At 67.1% G+C, this 26,321-nt stretch carries 23 protein-coding genes, 1 tRNA gene and 1 other RNA gene; 7 read left to right on the top strand and 18 right to left on the bottom strand.

What is annotated here, in order from left to right; translation table 11 throughout:
• Positions 1–64 precede the first annotated feature (64 nt).
• Together OLX02_RS17985 and OLX02_RS17980 are read right to left on the bottom strand one after the other, a co-directional pair.
• Positions 65–400, bottom strand: a complete 336-nt coding sequence (locus OLX02_RS17985; RefSeq protein WP_264425043.1) for a YbaB/EbfC family nucleoid-associated protein — start codon at positions 398–400, stop codon at positions 65–67.
• Positions 397–2,265 (bottom strand): DNA polymerase III subunit gamma/tau, encoded by a 1,869-nt coding sequence (locus OLX02_RS17980; RefSeq protein WP_264425041.1) that lies wholly within the window; start codon positions 2,263–2,265, stop codon positions 397–399. The genes OLX02_RS17985 and OLX02_RS17980 overlap by 4 nt, the downstream gene beginning before the upstream one ends.
• 116 nt (positions 2,266–2,381) lie before the next feature.
• Here OLX02_RS17980 and OLX02_RS17975 point away from each other — a divergent pair, with 116 nt between their 5' ends.
• Positions 2,382–2,870 carry a DUF4188 domain-containing protein gene (locus OLX02_RS17975; protein ID WP_264425039.1) on the top strand — a complete coding sequence of 163 codons (489 nt, stop codon included), beginning with the start codon at positions 2,382–2,384 and terminating at the stop codon, positions 2,868–2,870.
• A 43-nt stretch (positions 2,871–2,913) separates the two neighbouring features.
• Here OLX02_RS17975 and ffs read toward each other — a convergent pair.
• The 3 genes from ffs to hrpB form a co-directional block, all read right to left on the bottom strand.
• Positions 2,914–3,008, bottom strand: an RNA gene (gene ffs / locus OLX02_RS17970) — signal recognition particle sRNA small type.
• Between the two features lie 53 nt (positions 3,009–3,061).
• Entirely contained in the window at positions 3,062–3,340 is a 279-nt protein-coding gene (locus tag OLX02_RS17965) for an ETC complex I subunit (protein WP_264425037.1), read from the bottom strand.
• An 89-nt stretch (positions 3,341–3,429) separates the two neighbouring features.
• Positions 3,430–5,895, bottom strand: a complete 2,466-nt coding sequence (gene hrpB, locus OLX02_RS17960) for an ATP-dependent helicase HrpB (protein WP_264425035.1) — start codon at positions 5,893–5,895, stop codon at positions 3,430–3,432.
• A 116-nt stretch (positions 5,896–6,011) separates the two neighbouring features.
• Here hrpB and OLX02_RS17955 point away from each other — a divergent pair, with 116 nt between their 5' ends.
• Complete coding sequence (locus OLX02_RS17955; RefSeq protein WP_264425033.1) at positions 6,012–7,028, top strand: aldo/keto reductase; 1,017 nt, start codon at positions 6,012–6,014, stop codon at positions 7,026–7,028.
• Between the two features lie 42 nt (positions 7,029–7,070).
• On the opposite strand, the gene OLX02_RS17950 is transcribed toward OLX02_RS17955, so the two are convergent.
• Complete coding sequence (locus OLX02_RS17950; protein WP_264425031.1) at positions 7,071–9,665, bottom strand: calcium-binding protein; 2,595 nt, start codon at positions 9,663–9,665, stop codon at positions 7,071–7,073.
• A gap of 362 nt (positions 9,666–10,027) precedes the next feature.
• Between OLX02_RS17950 and OLX02_RS17945 the strand changes: the two genes are divergently transcribed.
• Complete coding sequence (locus OLX02_RS17945; RefSeq protein ID WP_264425029.1) at positions 10,028–10,177, top strand: hypothetical protein; 150 nt, start codon at positions 10,028–10,030, stop codon at positions 10,175–10,177.
• A 13-nt stretch (positions 10,178–10,190) separates the two neighbouring features.
• Here the strand turns inward: OLX02_RS17945 and OLX02_RS17940 are convergent, their stop codons facing one another.
• Positions 10,191–11,204: a polyprenyl synthetase family protein gene (locus OLX02_RS17940; RefSeq protein WP_264425027.1), complete on the bottom strand. Its 1,014-nt coding sequence runs from the start codon at positions 11,202–11,204 to the stop codon at positions 10,191–10,193.
• An 89-nt stretch (positions 11,205–11,293) separates the two neighbouring features.
• Here OLX02_RS17940 and OLX02_RS17935 point away from each other — a divergent pair, with 89 nt between their 5' ends.
• Positions 11,294–11,578, top strand: a complete 285-nt coding sequence (locus OLX02_RS17935; RefSeq protein WP_264425025.1) for a chorismate mutase — start codon at positions 11,294–11,296, stop codon at positions 11,576–11,578.
• 94 nt (positions 11,579–11,672) lie between these two features.
• Here the strand turns inward: OLX02_RS17935 and OLX02_RS17930 are convergent, their stop codons facing one another.
• Complete coding sequence (locus tag OLX02_RS17930; RefSeq protein ID WP_264425022.1) at positions 11,673–12,140, bottom strand: Lrp/AsnC family transcriptional regulator; 468 nt, start codon at positions 12,138–12,140, stop codon at positions 11,673–11,675.
• Positions 12,141–12,381: 241 nt separating this feature from the next.
• Between OLX02_RS17930 and OLX02_RS17925 the strand changes: the two genes are divergently transcribed.
• From OLX02_RS17925 to OLX02_RS17915, 3 genes are all read left to right on the top strand, one after another.
• Complete coding sequence (locus OLX02_RS17925) at positions 12,382–14,145, top strand: histidine kinase dimerization/phospho-acceptor domain-containing protein (protein ID WP_264425020.1); 1,764 nt, start codon at positions 12,382–12,384, stop codon at positions 14,143–14,145.
• Positions 14,146–14,167: 22 nt separating this feature from the next.
• Positions 14,168–15,169: a polysaccharide deacetylase family protein gene (locus OLX02_RS17920; protein ID WP_264425017.1), complete on the top strand. Its 1,002-nt coding sequence runs from the start codon at positions 14,168–14,170 to the stop codon at positions 15,167–15,169.
• Positions 15,170–15,218: 49 nt separating this feature from the next.
• Positions 15,219–15,294, top strand: a tRNA-Ile gene (locus OLX02_RS17915).
• Here OLX02_RS17915 and OLX02_RS17910 read toward each other — a convergent pair.
• From OLX02_RS17910 to OLX02_RS17865, 10 genes are all read right to left on the bottom strand, one after another.
• On the bottom strand, positions 15,260–16,510 hold the full coding sequence (locus tag OLX02_RS17910) for an aromatic ring-hydroxylating oxygenase subunit alpha (protein ID WP_264425015.1): 1,251 nt from the start codon (positions 16,508–16,510) through the stop codon (positions 15,260–15,262). The genes OLX02_RS17915 and OLX02_RS17910 overlap by 35 nt on opposite strands.
• Before the next feature lie 102 nt (positions 16,511–16,612).
• Positions 16,613–17,383 carry an SDR family NAD(P)-dependent oxidoreductase gene (locus OLX02_RS17905; RefSeq protein ID WP_264425012.1) on the bottom strand — a complete coding sequence of 257 codons (771 nt, stop codon included), beginning with the start codon at positions 17,381–17,383 and terminating at the stop codon, positions 16,613–16,615.
• Between the two features lies 1 nt (position 17,384).
• On the bottom strand, positions 17,385–18,182 hold the full coding sequence (locus OLX02_RS17900; protein WP_264425010.1) for a helix-turn-helix transcriptional regulator: 798 nt from the start codon (positions 18,180–18,182) through the stop codon (positions 17,385–17,387).
• Positions 18,183–18,249: 67 nt separating this feature from the next.
• Positions 18,250–19,434 carry a CaiB/BaiF CoA transferase family protein gene (locus tag OLX02_RS17895; protein ID WP_264425008.1) on the bottom strand — a complete coding sequence of 395 codons (1,185 nt, stop codon included), beginning with the start codon at positions 19,432–19,434 and terminating at the stop codon, positions 18,250–18,252.
• A complete protein-coding gene (locus OLX02_RS17890) occupies positions 19,434–20,777 on the bottom strand; it encodes a CaiB/BaiF CoA transferase family protein (RefSeq protein WP_264425006.1) in 1,344 nt (447 codons plus the stop codon). The genes OLX02_RS17895 and OLX02_RS17890 overlap by 1 nt, the downstream gene beginning before the upstream one ends.
• Entirely contained in the window at positions 20,774–21,565 is a 792-nt protein-coding gene (locus OLX02_RS17885) for an SDR family NAD(P)-dependent oxidoreductase (RefSeq protein ID WP_264425005.1), read from the bottom strand. Before OLX02_RS17885 ends, OLX02_RS17890 begins: the two co-directional genes overlap by 4 nt.
• A gap of 8 nt (positions 21,566–21,573) precedes the next feature.
• Positions 21,574–22,305 carry a glucose 1-dehydrogenase gene (locus tag OLX02_RS17880; protein ID WP_264425003.1) on the bottom strand — a complete coding sequence of 244 codons (732 nt, stop codon included), beginning with the start codon at positions 22,303–22,305 and terminating at the stop codon, positions 21,574–21,576.
• Positions 22,306–22,342: 37 nt separating this feature from the next.
• Positions 22,343–24,604 carry a TonB-dependent receptor gene (locus tag OLX02_RS17875; protein WP_264425001.1) on the bottom strand — a complete coding sequence of 754 codons (2,262 nt, stop codon included), beginning with the start codon at positions 24,602–24,604 and terminating at the stop codon, positions 22,343–22,345.
• Positions 24,605–24,696: 92 nt separating this feature from the next.
• The gene (locus OLX02_RS17870) at positions 24,697–25,098 is read right to left on the bottom strand and encodes a Zn-ribbon domain-containing OB-fold protein (RefSeq protein ID WP_264425000.1); all 402 of its coding nucleotides are present in this window, start codon (positions 25,096–25,098) and stop codon (positions 24,697–24,699) included.
• Entirely contained in the window at positions 25,095–26,294 is a 1,200-nt protein-coding gene (locus tag OLX02_RS17865; protein ID WP_264424998.1) for a thiolase C-terminal domain-containing protein, read from the bottom strand. Before OLX02_RS17865 ends, OLX02_RS17870 begins: the two co-directional genes overlap by 4 nt.
• Positions 26,295–26,321 lie beyond the last annotated feature (27 nt).

Genomic DNA, 26,321 nt, shown 5'->3' with positions numbered 1-26,321 from the left:
AAGGGCCGCGCGCGCGGCAGGTCGCATCACACGTGCGTCCGGCCGCGCCTGCCTGAAAAGCGTGTCAGAACGGCAGCTTGAAACCCGGCGGAATACCGGCGGCCATCTGCACCTTCTGCATTTCCTCACCGGCGGCGGCATCGGCCTTGGTCCGGCAATCGTTGAACGCAGCGGCAACCAGATCTTCCAGGATGCCCTTTTCCGAAGGCACCAGCAGGCTGTCGTCGATCGACACGCCGATCACGCGGCCCTTGGCCGAAGCCTTGACCTTGACCAGCCCACCGCCGGCAACGCCTTCGACCTCGATCGCGTCGAGGCGCCCTTGCGCGTCCTCCATCTGCTTCTGGATCGTTTCGGCCGCCTTCTGGGCTGCCTGGATCATCTCTTCCATCGACTTCATGCGCGCCTGCTCCAGGGTCTGTTCGAATGCTCCGAAGAGCTGTCTTCATCGACGATCCGCGCGCCGGGGAATGCGGCAAAGGCCGCCTTCACCAGCGGATCGTCCATCATTTCCGCTTCCGCCTGCTTTTCGCGCAGTTCCTTCACCTCGACAAGGCTCGGCAGCGCGGTCACACCATCGCCGGCCGCTACGCGTTCCACCTGCCACGCCTCGCCGGTCACGGCCTGCAACGCCTTGCGGATGTCCTGCGAAGGATCGCCCGGCAGGCCAGGCGCCTGTTCATAGCGCAAGTGGCCCGGCTTCAGCTCGATCACCCGCACCGAAAGCCGCATCGACGATCCCGTCAGCGGCGACATATTCTCGACCTGCTCGACCAGCGCTTCCCAGTCAGGCGCGATCGGCGCTGGCGCTGCGGCGGGCATCATCGGTGCCGCCAGCATCGCCGGGCCATCGCCGCCCGCGCTCTCGGCGGCCGCCACCACCGTCACCGGCCGCGCCGCGATTTCCTCCAGCTTGCGCACCAGCCCCGAAGGATCGGGCATTTCCGAGGCGTGGAGCACGCGCAGCAGCGCCATCTGCGCCGCCACCAGCGGATCGGGCGCGCCCTTCACTTCGTCATGGCCCTTCAGGAGAAGCTGCCACAGGCGGTGAAGCTGGCCGGGTGCAAGCGCCTTGGCCCATTCGTCCAGCGCCGCGCGCTCCTCCGCCGATCGGGCGTCGGCTGCGCCCGCGACCTGCGCCACCGTCACCCGGTGGACCAGGTCCATCTGCGCGCGCATCATCGCGATCGGCTCGATCCCCAGCGCATACTGGTGCGCCACTTCCTCAAGCAGCGCGGAGCCTTCGCCCCCCAGCACGGACGCGAACAGCCTGCGCTGCATGGTCTTGTCGGCCAGGCCGAGCATTTCGCGAACCTGCTCGGCGGTGACCTTGTCGCCGCCCGCCATGTCCGCATGGCTGATCGCCTGGTCGAGGATCGACAACCCGTCGCGCACCGATCCCTCGGCGGCGGCGGCGACCATCGCCAGCGCCTCGTCCTCGGCCTCGACGCCTTCCGCTCCGCACACGCGCGCAAAATGCGCGGCCAGCACCTTCGTCTGGATGCGCCGCAGGTCGAACCGCTGGCAGCGGCTGAGCACCGTCACCGGCAGCTTGTCCACCTCGGTCGTGGCGAACAGGAACTTCACGTGCGCCGGCGGCTCCTCCAGCGTCTTGAGCAGCGCGTTGAACGCGTTGCGCGAGAGCATGTGGACCTCATCGATGATGTAGATCTTGTAGCGCGCCGAGACCGCCGCATAGCGCACCGCCTCGATGATCTCGCGCACGTCGTCCACGCCGGTGTGGCTCGCCGCGTCCATCTCGATCACGTCGATGTGACGGCCCTCGGCGATGGCGACGCAAGGCTCGCACTGGCCGCACGGATCGATCGTCGGCCCGCCCTGCCCGTCGGGGCCGATGCAGTTCAGCGCCTTGGCGATCAGCCGCGCGGTGGACGTCTTGCCCACCCCGCGCACGCCGGTCATCAGGAAGGCATGGGCCAGCCGGTCGCGGCGGATCGCGTTGCCCAGCGTCTGGACCATCGCTTCCTGCCCGATCAGCTCGGAAAAGGTCTGCGGCCGATACTTGCGCGCCAGCACCCGATAGGGCTGCACCGGCGCGGCCTTGGCCGCAGGTTCAGGAGCCGCCGCGATTTCGGGCGAAGGCGTGGGCGCAGGTGCGGGTGCAGGCACCGCCTCGGCCACGGGCTCTGCGGTCGGCGCAGGCTCGCCAAACATCGAGGACTGCCCCGCTGCTTCCAGTTCGGCCGCGCTGGGGCCATCCTCGTCTTCGGGCGTTTCGCCAAACATGTCGGTGGATTCGGCCATCGCCTGCCTAAGTAGGGGCTCGCGCCGCACTTGTCGAAGGGGGCGCGGCGACTTCGTCGTGGATTGCTTTCCTATCTGTGATAGGAAGAGAGCCTATCTGTGATAGGAGGCCATGCATGACAACGCTTCACCCAGGGCGTTTTACCGCCGCTCACGAAGGCCCGCTGGTCGTGTTCCTGATCGGGATGCGGATCAACCGGCTGCTCAGGCCCGGCAAATGGCTCCCGGTGGTGCGCGCGATGGGACCGATGCTGACGGAACTTTCGCAAGATCGGGACAGCGGCTTCCTGGGCTACCAGATGGCCCTCGCCGGACCGCGCACGATCATGCTGACGCAGTACTGGCGCGATTTCGATTCGCTCGAAACCTATGCCCGCGCGCGGGATCGCCGCCACTGGCCCGCATGGACCGCGTTCAACAAGGCGGTGGGCAACGACGGCACGGTGGGCATCTTCCACGAAACCTACGCGGTCGCGGCGGGCGCGCACGAGACGATCTATGGCAACATGCCGCCTTTCGGCCTCGGCAAGGTCGCCGGCCTCATCCCCGCCACCGGCTCGCGCGCCGAAGCGCGCAGCCGCATGAAAGCGGCGGCAGGGGACTGACCGCGGGCAATAAAAAAGGCGGCCCGCAGCCGCCTTTTCCAAATTCAGAGGAGCCGAGCGACCCGCCGCAACTCGTTGTGGCTGCTTCCTTCCGGACCTGACCAGGTTGGCGAACGCAAACGTCCACCCGACTCCCGGAGCGCCATATGGTGGGTCGGCCGGGCTTTGTCCAGCCTCGTCCGGAGAGAGACTTACTTGAAGTTGTCGGCGTAGCTCTGGAGCTTCAGGCGCTTGGGCGGCGTGGGGATCACGTGCGCCTCGATGCCGTGCTTGTCGGCATAGGCCTTCGCTTCGTCCACCGAGGCGAACTTGAGCGTCACCTGCACCTGCGTGTCGCCGGAGCCGGTCCAGCCCATCAGCGGATCGGGTCGCCGGGCTTCCGACTGTTCGAATTCGAGCAGCCAGTCGCTGGTCCGGGCCTTGCCGGACTGCATGGCATTCTTCGGGCGCTGGTAGATGCGTGCTGACATGGAGCGCGCTTTCGGGCGAATCGCGCCGCAAATCAAGTGCGCAAAAAGGGGGAGGCCGCTCTGGTTGCCTGCCTCCCTGCTTGCGCCCCCTATTTCCGTGATGCCTCGAAGGCGTTGCGCGTCTTCAGGCTGGGGTCCTCGGTCCACGGCGTGTCCGGCCAGCGGTGCTTGGGATAGCGGCCCTTCATGTCCTTGACCACGTCACGCCACGATCCGCGCCAGAACCCCGGCAGGTCGGCGGTGGTCTGGATCGGCTTGGCGCCGGGCGAAGTCAGCGACAGCAGCAGCGGCCGTGGCGGCTGGCCCACGCAAGGATGACGGTCCAGCCCGAACAGCGCCTGCACGCGCAATTCCACCATCGGCCCGCCTTCGTGACCATAGTCGATGGCGTGGCTGGTGCCGGCGGGCGAACGGAACTCGGCCGGCGCCAGCTTGTCGAGCAACTGCCGCTCGTTCCAGTCAAGCCGGCCCAGCAGCGCTTCGTGGAGCTTGCCCCCGGCCACGTCGAGATCGCGCCGCCCGGCCAGCACCGGCGCCAGCCAGTCCTTCAGCGAATCGAGCAGCGCCGCTTCGGACAGCGCTTCCAGCCCGGCATAGGTACCGCGCACGATCAGCGCCTTGGCCCCTGCCCCCAGCGGCAGTGCGCCCAGACCTTCGGCGCGCACCCGCTCCACCAGCAGCGCGGTGACGGCGACGGGGTCGGGCTTCGGATCGGGCACGCGCGCCAGCACGATGCTGCCCAGCCGGCGTTCCAGCCGCGCCTCCACCCGGCGCTCGTCCGCATTCCAGGTCAGCGCATGGCGTTCGTCCAGCCGGTGCGGCAGCCAGCGGGCGATGTCGGCTTCGTCCAGCGCCGCCGCCGCCATGATCCGCGCTCCCTTGGCCTCGCCCTGCGCGTCGCCGATCACCAGCCACTTCGCGGTGGCGAGCGGCGAAGCCGGATCGAGCCGGTAGCCGCGCCCACCGGCGGAAAGCCATTCCTCGCCGCTGCCCGACCGCGCACGCGCGATCCGATCGGGGAAAGCTTCGGCCAGCAACACGGCAAGCGGGGGCGCCGCGTGCTTCGCGGGCGCCTGCCCCAGCACGCGCACCGCCGTTTCCGCCCAGCGCGCCGCCAGCTTGCGCGAAGCCTCGGCCCGGCCGCCGCGCTCGCCCGCCCAGCGATCCAGCCGCAGCGCCAGATCCTCGCCGCGTCCGCCCAGCCCGCGCTCCTGCAACAGCAGTGCCATCCGCGCCGCGTCCCGCTCTGCGCCGTGCCGCGCCGCGAACAGCATCATGTGCGCCAGTGCCGGTTCCATCGGCAGCCGCGCCATTGCCCGGCCGTGCGGCGTGATCCGCCCTTCGGCATCGAGCGCCCCCAGTGCGCGCAATTGCGCCTCCGCGGCGGCCAGCGCGGCTTCGGGCGGCGGATCGAGCCATGCCATCGCGCGGGGATCGCCCGCGCCCCACTGCGCCAGAGTCAGGGCCAGCGGCGTCAGGTCGCTGGTCAGCATTTCCGGCGGATCGAAAGCGGCGCGCCCCGCGTGTCCGGCCTCTTCCCACAGGCGATAGGCCACGCCCGGCCCCTGCCGCGCCGCGCGGCCCGCGCGCTGCGCCGCCGACGCCTGGCTGGCGCGGTGGGTAACCAGCCGGGTCACGCCCGCCACCTTGTCAAACTCGGCACGGCGCGAAAGCCCGGCATCCACCACCACCGAAACGCCGTCCAGCGTCAGTGAGGTTTCGGCGATGCTGGTCGCCAGCACCACGCGCCGCCGCCCTTGCGGATCGCGCCGGATGGCAGCGCGCTGGCCCGCCGGTTCGACCTGCCCATGCAGCGGCAGGACCAGCGCCTGCGGCAGCTTGTCGCGCAGCAGGTCGGCGCAGCGCTCGATCTGCGCCACGCCGGGCAGAAAGGCGAGCACGTCGCCCGTCTCCTCGCGCCATGCCTGCATCACGGCAGAGGCAACCTGCTGCTCCACTTTCAGATCGGCGCGCGCGCCCAGCCAGCGGATGTCGAGCGGCCAGGCCTTGCCCGCGCTCTCCACCACCGGCGCCGGCTGCCCGTCCCGCGCCAGAAGCTGCGCGAAGCGCGCCCCGTCGAGCGTGGCCGACATGACGAGAATGCGCAGGTCCTCGCGCAGCACGCCTTGCGCTTCCACCGCCAGCGCAAGGCCAAGGTCGCTGTCGAGATGCCGTTCGTGCGCCTCGTCGAACAGCACCGCGGACACGCCTTGCAATTCCGGATCGGCCAGGATCGCGGAGACGAAGATCGCCTCGGTCATCACCAGCACGCGCGTTTTCGCGGACCGTTTCGCGTCCAGACGGGTGACGTAGCCGATGGTGCCGCCGGCTTCCTCGCCCATCTGCTCGGCCATGCGCTCCGCCGCCGCGCGCGCCGCCACGCGCCGGGGGGACAGCACGATCACCTGCCCCGTGCACCAGCCCTCGCCCAGCAGCGCCGGGGCCACCGCCGTGGTCTTGCCCGCGCCCGGCGGGGCGATCAGCACCGCGCCGGCGTGGTCACGCAAGGCACCCAGCAATTCGGGCAGCACGGCATGGATCGGAAGCTCGCTCACCGCCGTGCCCATATCGCCTGCATCGGGCGAACGCGAGAGCCACGTCTTGACCCGGTCACGTTGGCCCGGCACTCAGGTTGCGAAATGCAACCCACGGGCAAGGGAACCCCATAACAATGCAGCACCGCCGCCTCGGCACTTCCGCCATCGTCGTTTCCGACATCTGCATGGGCACCATGACCTTCGGCAGCCAGGCCGACGAGGCCGCATCGCTGCGGATCCTCGACCAGTCGTTCGATGCCGGCATCAATTTCTTCGATACCGCCGAAGGCTACCCCGTCCCGCCCGACACCAAGTGGGTCGGCCGCACCGAGGAGATCGTCGGCAAGTGGCTCAAGACCAAGCCGCGCGACGCCATCATCCTCGCCACCAAGGTGTCCGGTCCCAGCCACGTCTGGTTCAAAAGTCCGCTGCGCAACGGCATGACCGCGCTCGATCGCCGCAACATCGTCACCGCGATCGAAGGCAGCCTGACCAAGCTCGGCACCGACTACATCGATCTCTACCAGACCCACTGGCCCGACCATGACACCGGCTATGAAGAGACGATGGAAGTGCTCGACGAACTGGTCCGCGCGGGCAAGGTGCGGATCACCGGCTGCTCGAACGAAACCAGCTGGGGCCTGATGAAGTCGATCTCGGCCTCGGAAAAGCTCGGTGCGACGCGCTACCAGACGATCCAGAACAACTTCAGCCTCATCAATCGGCGCTTCGAGGACGAGCTGGCGCAGGTCTGCCGCAAGGAAGGGGTCAGCCTGATCCCCTATTCGCCGATCGGCGGCGGCGTGCTGGCCGGCAAGTACAACGGCGGCGCCCGCCCCGAAGGCGCACGCTTCTCGCGCTATCTCGACATGGGCGGCCGCCAGGCGCAGATGGGCCGGCGCTTCGTCAATGACAAGTCTCTGGCAAGCACCGAGCGCTTCGCCGCCATCGCGGCCGAGCATGGCCTCGATCCCGTGACTTTCGCGGTCGCGTGGTCGAAGCAGCACGATTTCGTCGCCTCGACCATCGTCGGCGTCAGCTGCGAGGAACAGCTCGCCCCGATCTTCGCCGCTGCCGACCTCGTCCTGCCCGATGAAGCGATCAAGGCGGTCGACGCCGTCAGCCGCGAGATCATGTACCCGATGGGGTGAACGCGGCGCGCGCCTTCCCCGCCGGGAAGGCGCGCGCCCCCGTCACAGAATGAAGTCGCCCGCGCCCAGCGCGGAAGCGGCCACCACGTCGAACGAGAAGTCTGCGACCTTGTCGCCATTGATATCGCCGGAAACGCGGTAGAACCCGGTCATCTTCTGGACCAGCAGGTCGCCGGCGTGACCGGCAAACTTGCTGACCAGATGGAACGGGTCGTCCGTCCCGCCCGTGATCGCGTCGATGCCCGAAAGGTCGATGCGGTCACCCTGCGTTCGGCTGAAATCGTTGATCCGGTCGCGCGCGGTAGGCAGGCTGTCCGCGACGCTTGTAAACACGAAACGGTCCGCGCCCAGGCCCCCGGTCAGCACATCGGCGCCGGTGCCGCCATTGAGCAGGTCGTTGCCGCCACCGCCGTTCAATGCGTCGTTCCCGGCCATGCCATAGAGCCGGTTGGCGCCGTCGTTGGCGACCAGGGCGTTGTTCAGGGCATTCCCGGTGCCGTTCACGACAGCGGCTCCCATCATCCGCAGGTTCTCGACATTGTCGCCCAGCGTCCAGCTGATGCTCGAATAGACGGTGTCGATGCCCTCGTTGGCATATTCGATCACGCGGTCGCCCGCATTGTCCACGTAATAGACGTCGTTGCCCGCCCCGCCATACATCCGGTCCGCGCCCAGCCCACCGTCGAGAAGGTCTGCGCCCGCCCGCGCCACCAGCAGGTCATCGCCCGCCCGCCCGTAGAGCTTGTCGTCGCCGCCACCGCCGTTGATCGAATTGGCTGCGGCGTTGCCGTAGATCACGTCGTTGTAGGCCGAGCCGGTCAGGTTCTCGATCCCGGTCAGCGTATCGTTGCCAAAGCCGGTGACATTGACCCCGGTCTTTTCGAGATCCGCGGTGATCCCGCCCGTCGCCAGGCCGAAGGTCACATAGTCCGAGCCGCCCGCGCTGCCCACGAAGGTGTCGCTCCCGCTCGACGAAACGAACGTGTACCCTTCGATCAGGACCTGAACGTGACGTTCCGTGGTGTCACCGGCGGCATTGGCGCGGGTATCGAGCACGAAGTCGACCTTGTCGCCCGCCTTGAGGCTGACGTCGGCCAGATCGAGGTGGAACTTGTTGCCGTTCGCCGGATCGTAGATGACCTGGCTCGCAATCGCACTGCCGTTCACGCGCACGGTCAGCAGCACGCCGTCGCTGCTGCTGTCGGACACGTCGTAGTCTCCGGTAAGGGCGTAGGTGCCCGTCTTAGACACGGTGAAGCGTTCGATCACCGCATACTTGCTCGACGAATTGGCGCCGCCGAAATCGGCAGGCACGATCGTCGTTGCGGTCACCGCCAGCGGACGCAGCCAGTTGCTGCCGATATAGGGAGTCCACGGCTCGCCCGCCATCATCCCGCCGCCCATGGTGTGAAGCGGGGTGACCGTGCCGGTGCCGACGTTCTCCGTGAAGTACGACCAGGGCCCCTCGAACCCGGTGGTGCCGCCTTCGGGGTTGGTCACGTCGAACTGGTGATAGCTATCCCCCACCAGCGCCGTGGGCGCGAACGTGACCGAAGCCGCGGTGATCGCACCGCCGCTCTTGAGAATGACCGGCTGGTCCATGCTGATCCGGCCATCGAAATTGGCGATCGCGTTGCCGGCAAGGTCATAGGCTGTCACGCCCGCGGCAAGGGTCACGGCGCCAGGCTCGCCCCACAGCACCGCCGAATGCGTGCCGAAGGCATAAAGATAGCTGAAATCGTTGGTGGCGAGATGCGTCACCGTGCCGTTTTCCGCCAGCATCCCCTCCAGCACGGAGAACGTGACGCCCGCGGGAGTCAGCTTGCCCGTGGACTGGTCCCACATTTCCATGTTGGGGAACCAGCTCTGCCGCGCCAGCGCATACCACGTGGCGTTTTCGATCCCCGCCGCGCCCATCGCGCTGGCCATCTTGGCAAGATAGGCCGGCGCATCGGCAAGCGAGGCGAAATCGTGGCCGAACTCGGTGGCGCGGATCGCGATCGAATTGCCGACCACCGAACGCAGCACGCCGATCTGGTCCTCGAGCTGCTCCGCCGGGGTCGTGTAAGGATGGATCGAGATCGCATCGAGACCAACCAGCGCACCCTGCGCCTTCAGCTCGGCGAAATAATCGACCGGGATCGAATGGGTCGATCCGCCGATCACCGTCACGTCCACGTGCGCGTCGCCCAGCGCGGTCTGCACCGCCGCCAGCATCTTGGCGTAGTAGAGGTCACGGTCCGAGGTGGAGGCGTTGAGCACCGTGCCGGTCACGAAAGAGTTGGAATTGTATTCGTTACCGATTTCGATCGCGCTCACGCCCGGAAAGCGCTCCATCACCGCCACGATATATTTCGCGAAAGCGGCGCGCCCGGCATCGGTGTAGATCGTCTGGCCGCCATCGTAGAGCGGGTTGGCGGGATTGAACACGAGCGTGACGTCCGCTCCCCGCGCCAGCGCCGTGCCGATCCAGGCCAGCCTGGAACCGCTGAAATCATAGACGCCCGGAGCCTTTTCGGCCTCGCCCCACGAGATTTCGTCGCGAATCTGGCTGGTGCCAGCTTGCAGCGCTCCGGAAAACCAGTCGATGTTCCAGCCCTGGCCGAAATGGGTCTGCGTCGCGAGGGTGAAAGCCACGATGGGATGTCCTGCTACTTGTTGCAGCGCAACGGATACCCCCCGGCAAGTTCTTGCCGTCACAACAATTCAGATGAATCAAATGGTAACTAAAATTAAAGCACAGCCAGACATTCGTTTATTACCAATACGAATTGGCGCGTATTTACCGTCTCCCGATCGCCCAAATTCGGGGATTTATCGGGAATTTCCCGAGGTCCGAAACGGATCTATCTTCCGTATGTCAATGAAATCGAAATGCCGAATATTACCACCGATGCGGTTATACGCCCCCGCCTCCATCCAATTCTGCGGGCCCGGGCGCAACCGACCGGACGGCACGTTCATTCCCCGTAGGACGCGCATCGGCTAAGGCGCGGGCCATGAAGACCACGCTGGAGATCGTCGTCGCACTTGTGACGAGCATCCTGTTCACCGGCGCAGCGGTGGGCGCGGGCATTCTCGGCGTGTGCGCGCTTTCGGCCGGCGGCTGCTTCTGGCTGTGGCGCCGCCTGAAGCGGCCGCGCAGATAGCGTCAGACGCCGCTCAGAACCGCCGCGCCACCGCGAATTCGGCAGCCTCGATCATGGCAGACTTGGCCTCGCCCGCAGGGAAGCCGGCAATCGCGTCGATCGCGCGCTGGGCATAGTGCCGCGCCCGCTCACGCGTGGCGAGCACCGCGTCGTGCTTGTGGATCAGGCTGATCGCATGGGCCAGGTCCGCATCGGAATTGCGATCGCCCGCGATGGCCCCGCGCCAGAACGCGCGCTCTTCCTCGCCGCCGCGCGCATGGGCCAGGATCACCGGCAGGGTCATCTTGCCCTCGCGGAAATCGTCGCCCTGGTCCTTGCCCATTTCCGAGGCGTCGGAATCGTAGTCGATCGCGTCGTCGGCGAGCTGGAACGCGATGCCCAGGTTGCGGCCATAGGCGTCGAGCGCCATCTCGTCCGCTTCCGAGCGTTCCGCCACCACCGCCGCGATGCGGCAGGCCGCCGCGAACAGCGCCGCGGTCTTGGCATTGATGATCGAAAGATAGCGCTCCTCGCTCGTTTCGATCTGGCGCTGCGCAACCAGCTGGTCGACCTCGCCCTCGGCGATCACCGCCGAAGCGTTCGACAGGATTTTCAGCACCTTGATGCTGCCATCCTCGACCATCAGCTCGAAGCTGCGGCTGAACAGGAAGTCGCCCACCAGCACCGTCGCGGGATTGCCGTAGACGATGTTCGCGGTCTTCTTGCCGCGGCGCATGTCCGATCCATCGACCACGTCGTCATGCAGCAGCGTGGCGGTGTGGATGAACTCCACCGTCGCGGCGAGCTTGTAGTGCCGGCTCCCGCCGTAGCCCAGCAGCGCCGCGCTCGCGAGCGTGAGCATAGGCCGCATCCGCTTGCCGCCTCCGGCGATCAGATGGCCCGCCAGTGCCGGGATCAGCGGGATGCGCGACTGCATCCGGTCGAGGATCACGGCATTGACGCTGTTCATGCCATCGGCAACCAGCGACATCAGGGGCTGAAGCGTAGGCGCAGCCCGGCGGGGAAGCGAGTGAACGGATGCAGTCATCGCCAGATCGCTTGGCGAACGGGTCGGCGCTTGGCAAGTCGCAAGTTGCACCCTAGGGGACCGCAAAGCCAAATCGTGCGGGGGTTTGTATGAGCGAAGATCCGGTCCTGGCAGGCTATCGCCAGAGCATCGACAACATCGATGCCGCCATGATCCACATTCTCGCCGAGCGTTTTCGCATCACCAAGGCGGTCGGCGCCTACAAGGCGGCACACACGCTGCCCGCCAGCGATCCCGGTCGCGAGGAGCGGCAGATCGCCCGCCTGCGCAAGCTGGCCGAAGATGCGAAGCTGGATCCCGAGTTTTCGGAGAAGTTCCTGCGCTTCATCATCCAGGAAGTGATCCGCCACCACGAGCAGGCAGCCGGCCGGTAGAGGCAGGCGGCCGGTAGAACTGCCGGCACCAGCCCGCTGCCCCGCCAGCCCCCTTAGCAAAATCCCTTAGGGGCATTTTTCGGGCCGCTGCCCTTCAATCTTCGAGCGGAACGCCGGGTAGCTGCTTGGCCGTGCGGATCGTCAGCGAGGTCTTGACGCTGGCGACGTTCGGCGCAGGCGTCAGCTTGCTGGTCAGGAACTCCTGGAAGCTCTGGAGGTCCTTCGAAACGATCTTCAGGATGAAGTCGATCTCGCCGTTGAGCATGTGGCACTCGCGCACTTCGGGCAGGCCGCGCATATGCTCCTCGAACTGGCGGAGCGATTCCTCGGCCTGGCTCTTCAGACTGACGAGAGCGAAGACCGTGATCGCGAAGCCCAGCTTCGATGCGTCGAGCTCGGCGTGATACCCCTTGATCACGCCTGCTTCTTCCAGCGCGCGGACGCGGCGAAGGCACGGCGGCGCGGTCAATCCGACGCGCTGTGCGAGTTCCACGTTGGTGACGCGCCCCTCATCCTGTAATTCGGCAAGGAGACGCCGATCGATACCGTCCAGTGTGGCCATTCTTTCTTACCGCAAACCCCGGGTGCGCTGCAGGAATGAGAGGTGGAGGAGCCGGCCAGCCGGCAACTTTCCACACCCCATTCGCCTGCTGGCGATAATTTTATTGTTTCATATCGCAATCGTTCCACAATGCAACGCAATCAACGTAGCCCTTTTGCGCGATTCCACAATTTGTTAGTGTCTTTCCGGCTAACCCCGCAAACCCTCCCGGGCGACAGGGGGCAGGAGCTTACGGCAAGAAATGATCATCGACGACCGCCTTGAAACCGTGCTGCGCACAAACGCGGCAGGCCGGTCAGCGATGCGCGTCCAGTTCCGCCAGCTGGCAGACCTGCTGGGCCGGACCCCGCCCGAGCACTGGTCCGCCGCGCAGCAGGCCGCGCTGGAGCGGCTCGATGCGCTGGGCGAAGCGCTGGGCGACGAGGACACCGCCAGCTTGCTCCGGTCGTGCGCGCTGCGCTCGCCCCGCCTCGTGCTGCACTTTGCCAGACAAGGGCCGCGCGCGGCGCTGGCGACGATCGGCGCGGCGCGGCTGGAAGAGGCGGCCTGGCTTGAAGTGATCCCCGCCATGCCCGTGCAGGCGCGCGGCGTCCTGCGCCACCGCCGCGATCTGGGCGCCGCTGTCGAAAGCCTGCTGGCCCAGCTCGGCATCGACGATTTCGCCCTGCCCCTGCCGGACGGCTATGTCGCCGAAGCCCCGGCGGCGCCTGAGCCTGCGCCGGTGTCCACGCCAACCGCCCCGCCGCCGCTGGAACTGGTCACCTCCATCGTTCCGCCCACCCCCACCAGCGTCGAGCGCGAGCCCGAGCGCGAAGGCATCGGCGCCATCGTGCGCCGCATCGAGGCCTTCCGCCGCCAGCGCGAGGCGCAGGTTCAGGCCGGCGAGGCCGCCCCCGCGCCCGCCGCCATCGACATCGACGTGCCGGAAGAACCCGCAGGTCCGGCGCTTACCTCGATCGACATCCGGATCGACTCCGACGGCATGATCGTGGCCGCCGATGCCTCGCACGCACCGATGCTCGTCGGGCACCGCCCCTTCACCGGCGAAGTCGATGCACCGGCCACCTGCGATGCCTCCACGCTTCGCGCCTTCCGCGCGCGCCAGCCTGTCGAAGGCGGGCTGATGACGTTCGAGGGAACCGCCCCCATCGCCGGCCCATGGCGCGTGGACGCGGTCCCCGCCTTCGCGCGCGACGGCGGACACTACACCGGCTACCACGCGCGCCTGCGCCGTCCCGAACCGGCGCGCAACGCGCCTGCCGCCGCCAACGACGACAGCGACAGCAGCGCCGACCGCCTGCGCCAGCTGCTCCACGAACTGCGCACCCCGATCAATGCGATCCAGGGCTTTGCCGAGCTGATCCAGCAGCAACTGTTCGGGCCCACCCCGCACCAGTACCGCAGCCTCGCCGCGAGCATCGCGGCCGATGCCGCACGGATGCTGGCGGGGTTCGAGGAAGTGGAACGGCTGGTGAAGCTCGAGACCGGGCGGATCGATCACGAGGAGGGCGAGACCGACCTGGGCGAGATCCTGGCCCGGCTGGTGACGCAGATGGAGCCGGTGATCGGCCCGCGCGAAGTCCGGCTCAAGCTGACTCTGCCCGAAACCGGCACGCCGGTCGCGGTTGCCCCGCTCGAACTGGAACGCACGCTGTGGCGGATGCTCTCGGTCATCGCCGGCACCGCCGCGCCGGGCGAGCGGCTGGCCCTCTCGCTGGCGAGCGGCGCGGGCTATGCCCACCTCGTGCTGCCGCTGCCCGCCGCGCTGGCAATGCGCGATGACAGCACGCTGTTCGCGCCCGACAGCAGCCGCGCCGGCGGAATGCCGGGGCAGGCGATGCTCGGCAACGGCTTCGCGCTGCGCCTTGCCGCTGCCGAAGTGCGCACCGCTGGCGGACACCTCACCCGCAACGGAGCACGCATCCTGGTCGATTTCCCGCTGGCGCCCGGCCACCGGCTGACGCCTGACCAGCTTCGCGCCGCTGCGGCCGGCGGCGGTCGGTGAAAGCCGCAAGGCTCATCGCGGAGTGATACGACCGAACATCCTCGACCTGCCGGGGGAGGCGGATTTCGTCCGCTTCGCCGAAACGTTCGGCCAACGCTTCCTCGTCACCGTCGATACCGAGGAAGAGTTCGACTGGAGCAAGCCGTTCGAGCGCACCGGGCACGGCCTGGCCCATGTGCCCCGGCTCGCCAAGTTCCAGCAGTTCTGCGAAGGCTTCGGCATTTCGCCGGTCTGGCTGGTCGACTATCCGGTGGCGAGCGATCCGCGCATCGGCGATGCGCTGGGCAGCGCGGTGCGCGAAGGCCGCGCCGAAGTGGGCGTGCAGCTGCACCCCTGGGTCAGCCCCCCGCACGAGGAGGACGTCAACGTCCACAACAGCTTCGCCGGCAACCTGCCGGCCGAACTGGAGCGCGCCAAGTTCCGCAAGCTGCGCGACCTTGTCGAACAGGCATTCGGCACGCCCCCGCTGGTCTATCGCGCGGGCCGCTACGGGGTGGGCGACTCGACCGCGCGAATCCTGACCGACAATTCCATCGCGATCGACACCTCGGTTCGCTCGCGCTTCGACTACAGCAGCCATGGCGGCCCGAACTTCCGCGACCACCCGGTCCGCCCGTGGTGGATCGACCGGCGGCGCGGACTGATGGAACTGCCGCTTACCACCGTGTTCTGGGGCCTGCTGCGCCGGCACGGCGCGGTGCTCCATCCCGCGATGTGGCGGGTGCCCCGGCTGCGCGGCCTGCTCGCGCGCGCGGGCCTGATGGAACGCATCCCGCTCACGCCCGAAGGCGTCAGCGCGCAGGAGGCGATGCGCGGCATCGACGTGGCGATCAATGATGGCCTCCCGGTGCTCGTGTTCTCCTTCCACAGCCCGTCCCTGCGCCCCGGCCACACCCCTTACGTGCGCGACGACGACGAACTCGACCAGCTCTATGACTGGTGGCGGACGATCTTCGGTTATCTCGCCCAGCGCGGCGTGAAACCCACCACCGTCCGCGAAATCATGGCCGCCACCGAAGTCTGACCCGCGCCCGCTTGCCAAGCCCGGCGGCCCCGATTAACGCCAGCCGCGTGGGCCTGTAGCTCAGCGGTTAGAGCTGGCCGCTCATAACGGCTAGGTCGCGGGTTCGAATCCTGCCGGGCCCACCACTTTTCCCGCTCGGCCGCCAGCCATGATCCCTTCCAGCGGTGCCCCCGCCGGCGCATCGACAAAGCGTTCGAGCCAGTGGTGAAAATGCTGGATGCCGCCTTCGTTGCGCCCGAACTGCACTTCGGGCAGCAAGCCCGAGGCGAACACCTGCTGCTGGGCAAGCGACATCGGCAGGTCTTCCTCGCCCACGACGTGGCCCAGGAAATCCGACATTTCGCGCGCATCGGCGATCTGCTGCCCTTCGGGGGGCTGCTCGTGCAGGAAGATCTGGACCGTCACCGATTCCCCGACCGCCGCGCCCGGCAGGATCTGCGAGATGATGACCCCGCGACCGCCCTTGTAGAAGCAGTTGATCGAGACATTGGGAAAGATGATCCATTCCCCGAACAACAGGGTATCGAGCGGCCATTCTTCCTGCGGCCGCCCGGCAAGGCTGGGCAGGTCGTCCTGCTCCAGCACGTGATCGGCCTGCGTCACCAGCCCCAGCCGCTGGTGCGGGCCGTAGTAGAAGTATTCCGCCAGGTTGCTGATCTTCGCGCCGAACGTCTCCCGGTGCAGCACGGGCAGGTGGTAGAAATCGAGATGCGCGTCGAACGCCAGCTTCCAGTTCGCGCCCTTCAGATGCCGGCTTTCAAAATAATGCCATTTTTCAAAGCTGAAACCCTGCAGCAGCGTATCGAAGCCCGCCAGGAACACATCGAAGGCGGGGGGCGCCGCAGGGTCGAGAATGGCCCAGACAAGGCCGGCTCGCTCGGTCGTGGGAAAGGTCACCAGATGGCTGGCCTCGGCGTCGACATCGCCGAACACCTCCCGCGCGGCCACGCCGATCAGGCCGCCGTCCAGGCCGAAGCTCCAGGCATGATAGGGGCAGGTAAATCGCGTGGACCGGCCGCAATCCCGCGCCAGCTTGGAACCACGATGGGTACAGGCATTGAGGAAGGTGCGGACCTGCCCATCCTTGCCCCGCACCAGCAGCAGCGGAATGCCCGCGATTTCCATCGTCTTGTAGTCGCCCGCCGCCCGCAACTCGCACGACGCCGCCAGCATCAGCGGCACCCGCCGGAACAGGTTTCGCTTTTCAAGCTCGAACAGGTCGGGATCGACATAGGCGGATGACGGCAGGCGCATCTGCCCCGGCGCGGGCGTGATGGTCTTGGCTTCCAGCCGCCGCAACATTTCCTGAGCATCGTCGATCAGCCGTTGACGACCATCCATCGCATTCTCTCCCGGTGTCTTGCGCTGAACGTTCGGCCACTAGGGGCGGGAGCCACAACTATCCTATCTGATGGCCCGGCCGCGCAAACCTCGACACAGGCGTCAGGCGGCGTAGCCGCCGTCCACGCGGATGATCTGTCCGTTGATGTAGCCGCCCGCATCGGACACCAGATGTGCGGCCAGCGCGGCCACTTCGTCGGGCCGGCCCAGTCGCGGCAGGGGCGTGTCGGCCACGCACTGCGTCACCACCTGCTGCACGATCGGCGGCAGCGTGGCGACGATGTCGGTTCGGCCCGCATCGATCACGCCCGGCGCAATTCCGTTGCAGCGGATGTTGTGGGCGCCTTCCTCGCGCGCGATGTGGCGCATCATCATCGCAATGGCCGCCTTGGGCACGCTGTTCAGCGCGTCGTGCTCCATCGTCCGCTCGACCGCGGTGGTCAGGAACAGCACGATGGCGCCGCCGCCCGCTTCGCGCAGCAACGGCACCGCAGCGTGCAGCAGGTTGAACGCGCCCACCACTTCGATTTCAAGGATCTCGCGCAGTTGCCCAACGTCGGCATCGGCCAGCGGTCCCATCGGAAACGGCGCGCCGCTGGCTGAAACGATGCCGCCCAGACCGCCGAGTGCTGCGGCACCGGCCAGGAAGCCGGCGACCGAGACCGGATCACGCAAGTCCAGCGCGCCCACGTCCGCCCGTCCGCCCTCGCCCCGGATCTGCTCCGCCAGCGCATCGACCGCCGCCCGGTTGCTGCGATAGCCCAGCAGCACGGGCCGGTCCTGCGCGATGCGCCGCGCGACTGCCCCGCCAAGGCCTCCGCTAGCCCCGACGATGGCGATGGCCCTCGGGCCGCTCTGATCGATGCCCGCCATGTCAGCTGTTCAGGCTGATGTAGCCAAGCTGCGTCGCCTTGTAGACGGCCTGGCTGCGGTTGACGGCGTTGAGCTTGGTGGTCGCGTTATGGATGTGGAACCGGATGGTGGCGAGGCTGCGCGACATGATTATGCCGATCTCGGCATTGGTTTTTCCCACCGCCGCCCAGCGCAGGCATTCGACCTCGCGCTTGGACAGGGCCATTGCCTCGCTGTGCGAACGCATCACGTTGCCCATCACCCGCGCGTAGCTGGAAATGAACGTGCGGATCATGCCCGCCAGCCAGTCGCCATGCTCGGCAAACGGCGCAGACAGGTCGATCATCCGCCGGTCGCGGGGCACCAGGCTGGCTGCACCGATCACGCCCAGCGGCATATGCACCGGCACCACGATCGCCGCGGTGGTCAAAGCGCGGCGATCGAAGTCGCTGACATCGACGGTATCGAGCATCGGGTTGTGCAGCGCCGTGCGGAAGCCCAGCGCGTTGCACCAGAACGGCTCGCTTTCATAACGGCAGGCCTGCGCCATCGGAGAATCGATCGCAAGGCGCGAGGATCGCCACCAGCGGTCCTCCTCGCTTTCGGTCCACCCGAACACCGATGTCGCCAGCGTCGATCCGTCGCGGTCGACCATCGGCTGCTTCGCAGCAAGGTTCGCGCAAGGCGCGATCCGCCAATCGCCCAACCGGGCCTGCACCAGATTTACGAGGTTAGTTGCCGCTTCACGCACCCCTGCCGGATCCGCGAACCGCACCAGTCCGATTTCCTGCACCGCATCCACTCCGAATGCGCGATTCAACTCGCGCCTATTTCCTGATCAGGAAATAGCAGGATTCGGAGTGGGCGCAAGAGATCATAGTCAGGAATTAAGTGCCGCCATGTTCTCCCAATCGCGGCGCGCGCTGCTTGGGCACCGCAGAGAATGCAGAAAAGCGATAGCTGTCACCGGGGAACAGCACCGTGCCCGCCACCGTCCCGGTATCCACGGGCACGAAGAACGCACGTTCGCGCAAATGCTCGTCCTCCAGAAGTTCCTCGGGCGCGTTGACGATGCCGATAGGCAGGCCGCGCTTCTGGCCTTCGAGATAGGCCTCGTGGCCATCCTGGATCAGGAAGAAGCATTCGACCAGTTCCTGGATCTCGCCCATGTGCTGCTGGCGGTGCACCACGTCGGAGAACTCCGGCTCCGTCAGCATCGCGGCCATGCCCATCTCGTCCATCCAGCCGACAAGGATCTTCCAGCTGTGCTGGTCGGCCAGGATCAGCGTGTAGTAGACATAGCTGCCATCGGCGCACTGGAACATCGCCGGCTGGGTCATCACCGGCTGCGCGTGGCGGCAGGTCTGCCGCTGCACGTTCACCCCGTTGTAGAACCAGTAGGGATTGCCCAGTTCGGTGTTGAGCGCATTGGCGCTGTGCATCGAAAGGTCGATCACCTGCCCCAGCCCGGTCTGCTGCCGGTCGAGCAGCGCGGCCAGCACCGCGATGTGCCCGAAGGCGGCACTGGTGTGATAGGCTTGGTCCCCGCCCGGATTGACCGGCGGGATCGCGTGATCGTCATACCCGCACATCATCAGCGGCCCGCCGCCGGCAATCGCGGTAAGGTTCGACGGCGCGTAGTCTTTCCACGGCCCGGTCAGGCCATAGGGCGTCATCGACACCACGATCAGCTTGGGGTTCGCCGCAGCGATCGCGTTCAGGTCCAGCCCCAGTGCCGCCTGACGCGCCGGCTGGAGCGAGACGATCAGCACGTCGGCATCGGCCAGCAGGTCCGCCAAACGCGCCGCCGTCGCTTCCGGCGCCACCACCAGCGAACGCTTGTCGGTGTTGTAGTACCAGAAGTTCAGGCTGGCATCGGGGCCTTCCTGCCCCTGCACGAACGGCCCGATCGCGCGGGTGGGCGAACCTTGCGGCGGCTCCACCTTGGTCACCTCGGCGCCCATCTCGGCCAGCATCCGGCCAAGGAACTCGCCGCCGACGTCCTCGGCCAGCTCGATCGCCTTCAACCCGGTGTAGGGCGGCTTCTGCCCCGTCTCTGCCACGCCAGACATCAGAGCACTCCCTCGGCCACGTAGTGTTCGTATTCGTCGTCGGAAAGGCCAAGCACTTCGGTCATCACATAGCGGTTGTCCTCGCCCAGCAGCGGGGCGGAGCGCCAGTAATCGACCTTCGTGCGCGAAAACTGCATCGGCATCCCCTCGAACTTCGCCGGCCCGATCACCGGGTGGTCCAGTTCCACGAACAGGCCCGCCTGCGCGATCTGGGGATCGTGGTCGACCACGTCCTCGCTAGTCTGGACGGCGGAGGCCGGCACCCCGCGCGCCTGGAGCCTGTGCATCAAGTCGTGCCGGTCGCGCTGCGCGGTGGCCGCACCCACCAGTGCGTCGAGCGCATCCTGGTTGGCGTGGCGCGCGTCCTGCGCGGCGAAGCGCGGGTCGGCGGCCCAGTCCAGATGGCCAAGTTCCGCCACCAGCCCTTGCCACTGTGCATCATCGAACACCGCGATCGCCACCCAGCGATCCTCGCCCCGCGCCGGATAGACGCCGTGCGGCGCGGCATGGGGATGTTCGATCCGGTTGCCCAGAGGATAGGCGGTGCCGCGCGTCTTGCGGCCGTTGGCCGTCACATCCAGCATGATCGGCCCCAGCAGGCCGATGCCGGCCTCCACTGCGGACACGTCGATCTCGGTGCCCTTGCCCGTGTTGTTGCGATGGTAGATCGCCATCAGCAGGGCCGCGCCGTTATAGAACGCGGCCATGTTATCCATGTAGCTGAGGCCCCAACCCGAAGGCTCGCGCCCCGGCAGCCCGCTGATGTAGCTGAGCCCGCTCACCGCCTGAACGACCGGGCCATAGCTCTTGAAATCGGCGTGCGGACCGGAATGGCCATAGCCGCTCATCCGCGCCATGATCGGCTCGGGCGTCAATTCGCGCACCCGGTCGTAAGTCAGGTTCCAGCGTTCCATCACGCCGGGCGCGAAGTTTTCCGTCACCACGCTGGAAACCGAGATCAGCCGGCGGCACAGTTCCTGCCCGCGCGGATCGCGCATGTTGATCGTGATGCCCAGCTTGTTGCGGTTGTAGTTGTTGAACAGCCCGCCCGCATTGGGATCGGGATCGGGATCCTCGTCGCCATAGGCGCGCGCGCCGGCGGTCTTGTTGATCGGCAGGCGGCGCGGCATGTCCAGCCGGTTTCGGTCCTCGATGCGGATCACTTCCGCGCCAAGGTCGGCCAGGATGCGCGTGGCGCAGGCGCCCACGCCCATCCAGCAGAAGTCCGCCACGCGGATGCCCGTCAGCGGCCCGTGCGACGGGCGCGGCCGCCGCGCGGGATCGGCGGCGGCGGCTTCATAGGCGGCAGCGCGTTCGGCGGCCTTGCTCGACATCGTGTTCATCGCGTGGTGTATCCTGCATCGACCGCCAGCACCTGCCCGGTCACATAGCTTGCCGCGTCCGAGCACAGCCACAGGCTGGCCTCGGCCACTTCGGAAGGCTCGCCCATCCGGTTGAACAGGCTGATGTACGGCGCGTATTCCTCTTCGCTGCCGCCGAACTCCTCGAACGACTTCCACACCATCGGCGTCTTGATCGCGCCCGGCGCAACCGTGTTCACGCGAATGCCGCGAGGCGCGTAGTCGAACGAGGCGGAGCGGGAGAGGCCGATCACGCCGGACTTCGCCGCCATGTAGGCCGGATTGCCCGGCTGCGGGCGAATGCCGCTGATCGAGGCGATGTTGACGATCGACCCGCGCATCCGGAAGCCGCCCCGATCCTCCTGCTTCAGCATCTGCCCCAGTTCGTGCTTCATGCACAGCAGCACGGACTTGAGGTTGATCGTGATGATCCGGTCGAACACGCTGGCGTCCGCTTCGTGGATCGGCGCCATGTCGGGCATGGTCGCGGCGTTGTTCACGGCGCAGTCGAGCCGGCCGTAGGTTTCCACCGCGGCCGTGACCATTGCGGCCACCTCGTCCTCGTTGCTCACATCGCAGTGCACGTAGGTCGCCTCGCCGCCGGCCGCCCTGATTTCCTCGACCACGCGTTTGCCGGCCTCGTCGCTGATGTCGGCCAGGATCACTTTCGCGCCCCGCTCCGCGAACAGGCGCGCGGTGGCCTCGCCCATGCCCATCGCGCCGCCGGTGACGATGGCGACATTGCCGTCCATGCCTGCGTTGTTCGTCATGGTCTTTCTCACACGCCGATGGTCATGCCGCCGTCCACGACGAAGTCGCAGCCGGTGGTGTAGGAGGAAGCGTCAGAGGCGAGGAACAGCACCGTGTTGCCCACTTCGTCAGGCCCGCCCTTGCGCTTGATCGGCTGGCCCTGCGGATCGGGCATATCCACGGTCATTGCGGTGGCGATCATGCCCGGGTGCACCGCGTTGACGCGGATGTTGTCGGCGCCCAGTTCCAGCGCGGCGCACTTCGTCATGCCGCGCACGGCCCACTTGGCCGCCGAATAGACGGTGAGCCCCTCGGTGCCCTTCATGCTGGCGACGCTGGCGATATTGACGATGCTGCCATGCCCCGCCCGGCGCATGGTGGGTATCACCGCCTGCATTCCGATGAGCACGCCCATCAGGTCCACGTCGAGCATCTTCCGCGCCTCGGCCTCGTCCACGGTTTCCATGCTGCCCCACACGGCGATGCCGGCATTGTTCACCAGGATCGAGACCGGACCCCAGCGTTCCTCGGCCGCGGCGATCACCGCGTCCCATTCCGCACGACTGGTCACGTCGTGATGGACGAACATGGCGCCTTCGCCGATGCGCTCGGCGACGGCTGTGCCAAGCGCATCGTTGATGTCGGCCACCACCACCCGCGCGCCGGCGGCGGCAAGCTGGACCGCGAAGCTTTCCCCCATGCCTTGCGCCGCGCCGGTGACGATCGCCACTTGCCCGCTCAGATCGAACTTTGCCTGCATCATCATCTCCCGAGCGTCTCCGTGCGCCTCCGCGGCTTCAGAACTTGTAGCCGATGCTCACGCCGATTTCGCGCGGCGCCGAGTAGCCCATCGTGTCGCCTTCGGCCGAAAGCGTGGTCGCGACCACGTAGGCCCGGTTGGTCAGGTTGCGGCCATAGATCGCGAAGCGTGCGCCGCTGCCCGCCGGAGAATAACCGATCTGCGCGCCCAAAGTGGCATAGCGGTCGGTGCGCACGCGGTCGGTCAGGTTCCAGCGGAAGCCCGACGAGTAGTAGAGCGAGGCATTGGCATCGAGCGTGTCGCCGTTGCCCAGGTCCGCGTCATAGTTCAAAGCCAGCGTTCCGGTGAACTTCGGCGTCTTGAGCAGGCGCGATCCGCTGGCGTCGATGGTGACCGTCTGGAGACCATACGGTCCCATCGGGCCGACGAAGCCCACGCCGTTCGTGTAGTCGCTGTATTCGGCATGGGGCACCCACGATGCCGCCGCCCGCACGCTGAAGTTGCTGCCCAGTCGCACGTTGCCGTCAAAGTCCAGGCCATAGATCTTGGCCCGCGCCGCGTTGCCGATGGTGTTGGCCAGACCCAGGAAGAACTGGATCTGGATGTCCTTGTAATTGTAATAGAACGCCGAAAGGTTGAAGCTGGCGGCAGACGAGCCGTACTTCACGCCCACTTCATACGATTCCAGCGTTTCGGGATTGGCCGTGTCGTTCGACAGGTTCAGTGCGTTGAGCACGCCGCTCTTGAAGCCCTTGCTGTAGGTCGCATAGAGATTGGCCTCGGGCGTCACGTCGTAACGGACCGAGATGCGCGGGGTCCAGCTCGACCACGTGGGCCGGTTGCCGAACTCGACCTCGGGGAACGTCAGCACCGAGCCGTGGCCTTCGCGCTGCTCCCAGCTGTACCGCACGCCGCCGATCACATGCAGCGCATCAGTCACGTTCCAGGTCAGCTCGCCGAAGCCCGCCCACGCCTTCGTCTTCACATACGTCGAGGTGTAGTAGGGCGCACCATAGGGCGCATCGCCCGAAAGCCCGCCATTGGTCAGCGGCGGATTGACCCAGCTCGAAAGCCCCGACTTGTCGTGGAAATAGAGCATCCCTGCGGTCACGTGGAATGCGCCGAAGTCATTGGAGGTGAACGTCACTTCCTGCTGGAAGGTCTTGCTCGGCCCAAACTCGACCACATAGGGCGTGATGCAGGCAAACACCGCGACGCACGACGGGGAATAGGCGCCGTCGACTTCCGAAAGCACGGTGCCGTTGGTGTAGGCATAGGACGTCAGCGACGAGAGCGTGCCCGCGTTGCCGATGTCGATGTCTGCCTTCAGCGAGACGCCCCGGCTCTGGGTCTTGACCGGCTGCACGCTGCCGCGCAGCTCGCTTGCCACCTGCCACGGACGGGTCGCCAGCACCGCATCGGGATATTGCGTGGCGACCGAGACCCCGGTCGTCGCCGAAACCGACGAGGCTTCATCCAGACGCTGGCCTTCGTAGCCCGAAAGCAGGAACTTCACGCCCGGCGCCGGCTTGAACAGGATCTTGCCGCGCACACTGTGCGAGCGGATCGTGCCGGTGCGCTGGTCGGTCAGCACGTCGGTCAGGTAGCCGGGGGTATACTCGTAGGAACCGGACAGGCTGACCGACAGCACATCGTCCACCAGCGGCGTGGTGATGAAGCCGCGCGAGGCGATGTGCGGCGACGATTTCACGCCCGAGCCGGTGAACACCCCGGCGCTGACTTCGAAATTGCCGGCGGTGTTGAACTCGGGATCGCGGGTGTGGATCAGGATCGCGCCGCCGGTGGCATTGCGGCCGAACAGCGTGCCCTGCGGCCCCTTCAGCACTTCCACCTGGCGCACGTCGGGCAGGTCGAACAGATTGCCGATCTGGTTGGGCTGGTACACCCCGTCGACGTAGATCGCGATGGGCGATTCCGCGCCCGCCTGAGACAACGTGGTCGAAACGCCGCGAATGTTGGGTTCCGCGAACGGCCCCTGCGACGTGAAGGCCACGCCCGGCGCAACCGAGCCAATGTCACGCAGGTTGGTCACGCCCGCCTTGGCAAGGTCCGCGCCGGTCTGCGCGACCATGGTGATCGGCACTTCGCGCATTTTTTCCGAACGGCGCTGCGCGGTCACGATGATGTCGCCGCTTGCGGCCTCCGCGGCCTCGGCCGGGGCATCAGCCTGCGCCGGAGCGGATGCCGCATCCTGCGCCCACGCGGCCGGGGCGATGGCCGTGGACGACAGCACGGCAAGGACGATGGCCTTGCGGCCGACAGCAAAAGACTTGGTCATGGTTTTTCCTCCCTCGCGGGTGTTGTTGCCCGGACCTCGTTCGAGTCCGGGTTGTGTTGTTCGGACGGTGTGTTGTTCAGGCGGTGTGTTGTTCAGGCGGGGCGCCAGTTGGGCAGCACGCAGCCCTCCCCCAGATCCTCGAACCAGACCTCCATGGGCTGGCCAGGGGCCAGGTCCGGCGCCCCCGGCACGCTGCCGGTCAGCCGCACGTCGGGCGCGGCCTCCAGCGTCACGATCACCACGGTGTAGGGTGCGGGGTAAGCCGGGTGGACCGGGTGGGTCACCGTGGTCCAAGTGTAGAGCGTACCCTTGCCTTCCGCCTCGCGCCACGCGGTGTCGGTGCTGCCGCAGAACCGGCACGAGGGAGTGGGCACGTGGTTGCCGCGCCCGCAGGCGTTGCAGTGCTTGTAGACCAGCCGCCGTTCGGCGGCGGCGGCGAAGAACGGGCCGGTATCGCGGTCCCAGGTCGCGGGCCTGATGCGCGGCAGCGTCATGCGGCCCTCCGCAGCACCATCGCGCTCGAAATGCCCATCGGGCCGCTGGTGACAAGGCAGGTTTCCGCGTCCTTCACCTGCACGTCCGCCGTTCCGCGCATCTGGCGCACCCCTTCGACAATGTGGTTGAGCCCGTGAATGTAACCACCGGACATGTTGCCGCCGTCGGTGTTGACCGGGATCGATCCGCCATCAGCACTGATCGCACCCGACGCGACGAACGGCCCGCTTTCGCCCTCGCCGCACAGCCCGTATTGTTCGAGCTGGAGCATCAACGAGATCGTGAAGCAGTCGTAGATCTGCGCCACGTCCATGTCCTGCGGCCCCAACCCCGCGCGCGCCCACAGCTGCCGCGCGACGTTCCTGGGAGCGAGCTTCAGCGGTTCTTCCCAGGTAATCGAGGGGAACATCATGCCCCCGCTCATCCCGGTGGCCGGCGCGTGCGCGGTGGCACGGATCAGCGCGGGCGGCTGGGCCAGGTCCTTTGCGCGCTCGGCCGTGGTGACGATCACTGCCGCCGCGCCATCGGTTTCCAGGCAGCAGTCGAACAGCCGCAGCGGATCGGAGATCATGCGCGAGGCAAGATACTGCGTCATGTCGAGCGGCTTGCCGTGCATCTGCGCGTGCGGCGTGCGGTTGGCGTGCTCGCGGCAGGCGATGGCCACCGCGCCGAAGTGTTCCTCGGTGGTGCCGTATTCGATCATGTGCCGCCGGGCGAGGAGCGCAAAGCTCTGCGGCGCGGTCAGCAGGCCATAGGGGGTGAAGAACTCGTCGTAGTTGCCGTGCCCGCCCGCTTCGGGCCGGGGCGCGATCGCCGCGCCGAGCCGGCCTTCGCTGCGCCCGTTGAGCGAACGATAGACCAGCACGTGCCGCGCCTGCCCCGAAAGCACCGCCGCCACCGCCACGCCCACCATCGCGCAGGGCGCATCGCCGCCCACCGCCACGTCGGCGGAGAAGCCCACGTTGCGCAGCGCCAGCGCCCCCGTCATCGCCGAGGCCGAATTGTGGTCCATCTGGCAGCGCACCACGCCGTCGATATCGTCGGCCGTCAGCCCTGCATCGGCCATCGCCGCGCGCGCCGCCTCGGTCGCCAGCGCCAGTTCGCTCCGCCCGGAATCGCGTGAGAACTCGGTGCGGCCGATCCCTGCGATCGCACAGCGATCACGGAACGGCGCATAGTCGTCAGCCCTTGCCATACCCTCTCCGAGTCCTCGCCCTTTTGG

It is taken from the genome of Novosphingobium sp. KCTC 2891 (genome assembly GCF_025938155.1).
GTDB lineage: Bacteria > Pseudomonadota > Alphaproteobacteria > Sphingomonadales > Sphingomonadaceae > Novosphingobium.
Note: the sequence above shows the minus strand (reverse complement) of the source record. Positions and strands in the feature narration are given on the sequence as shown.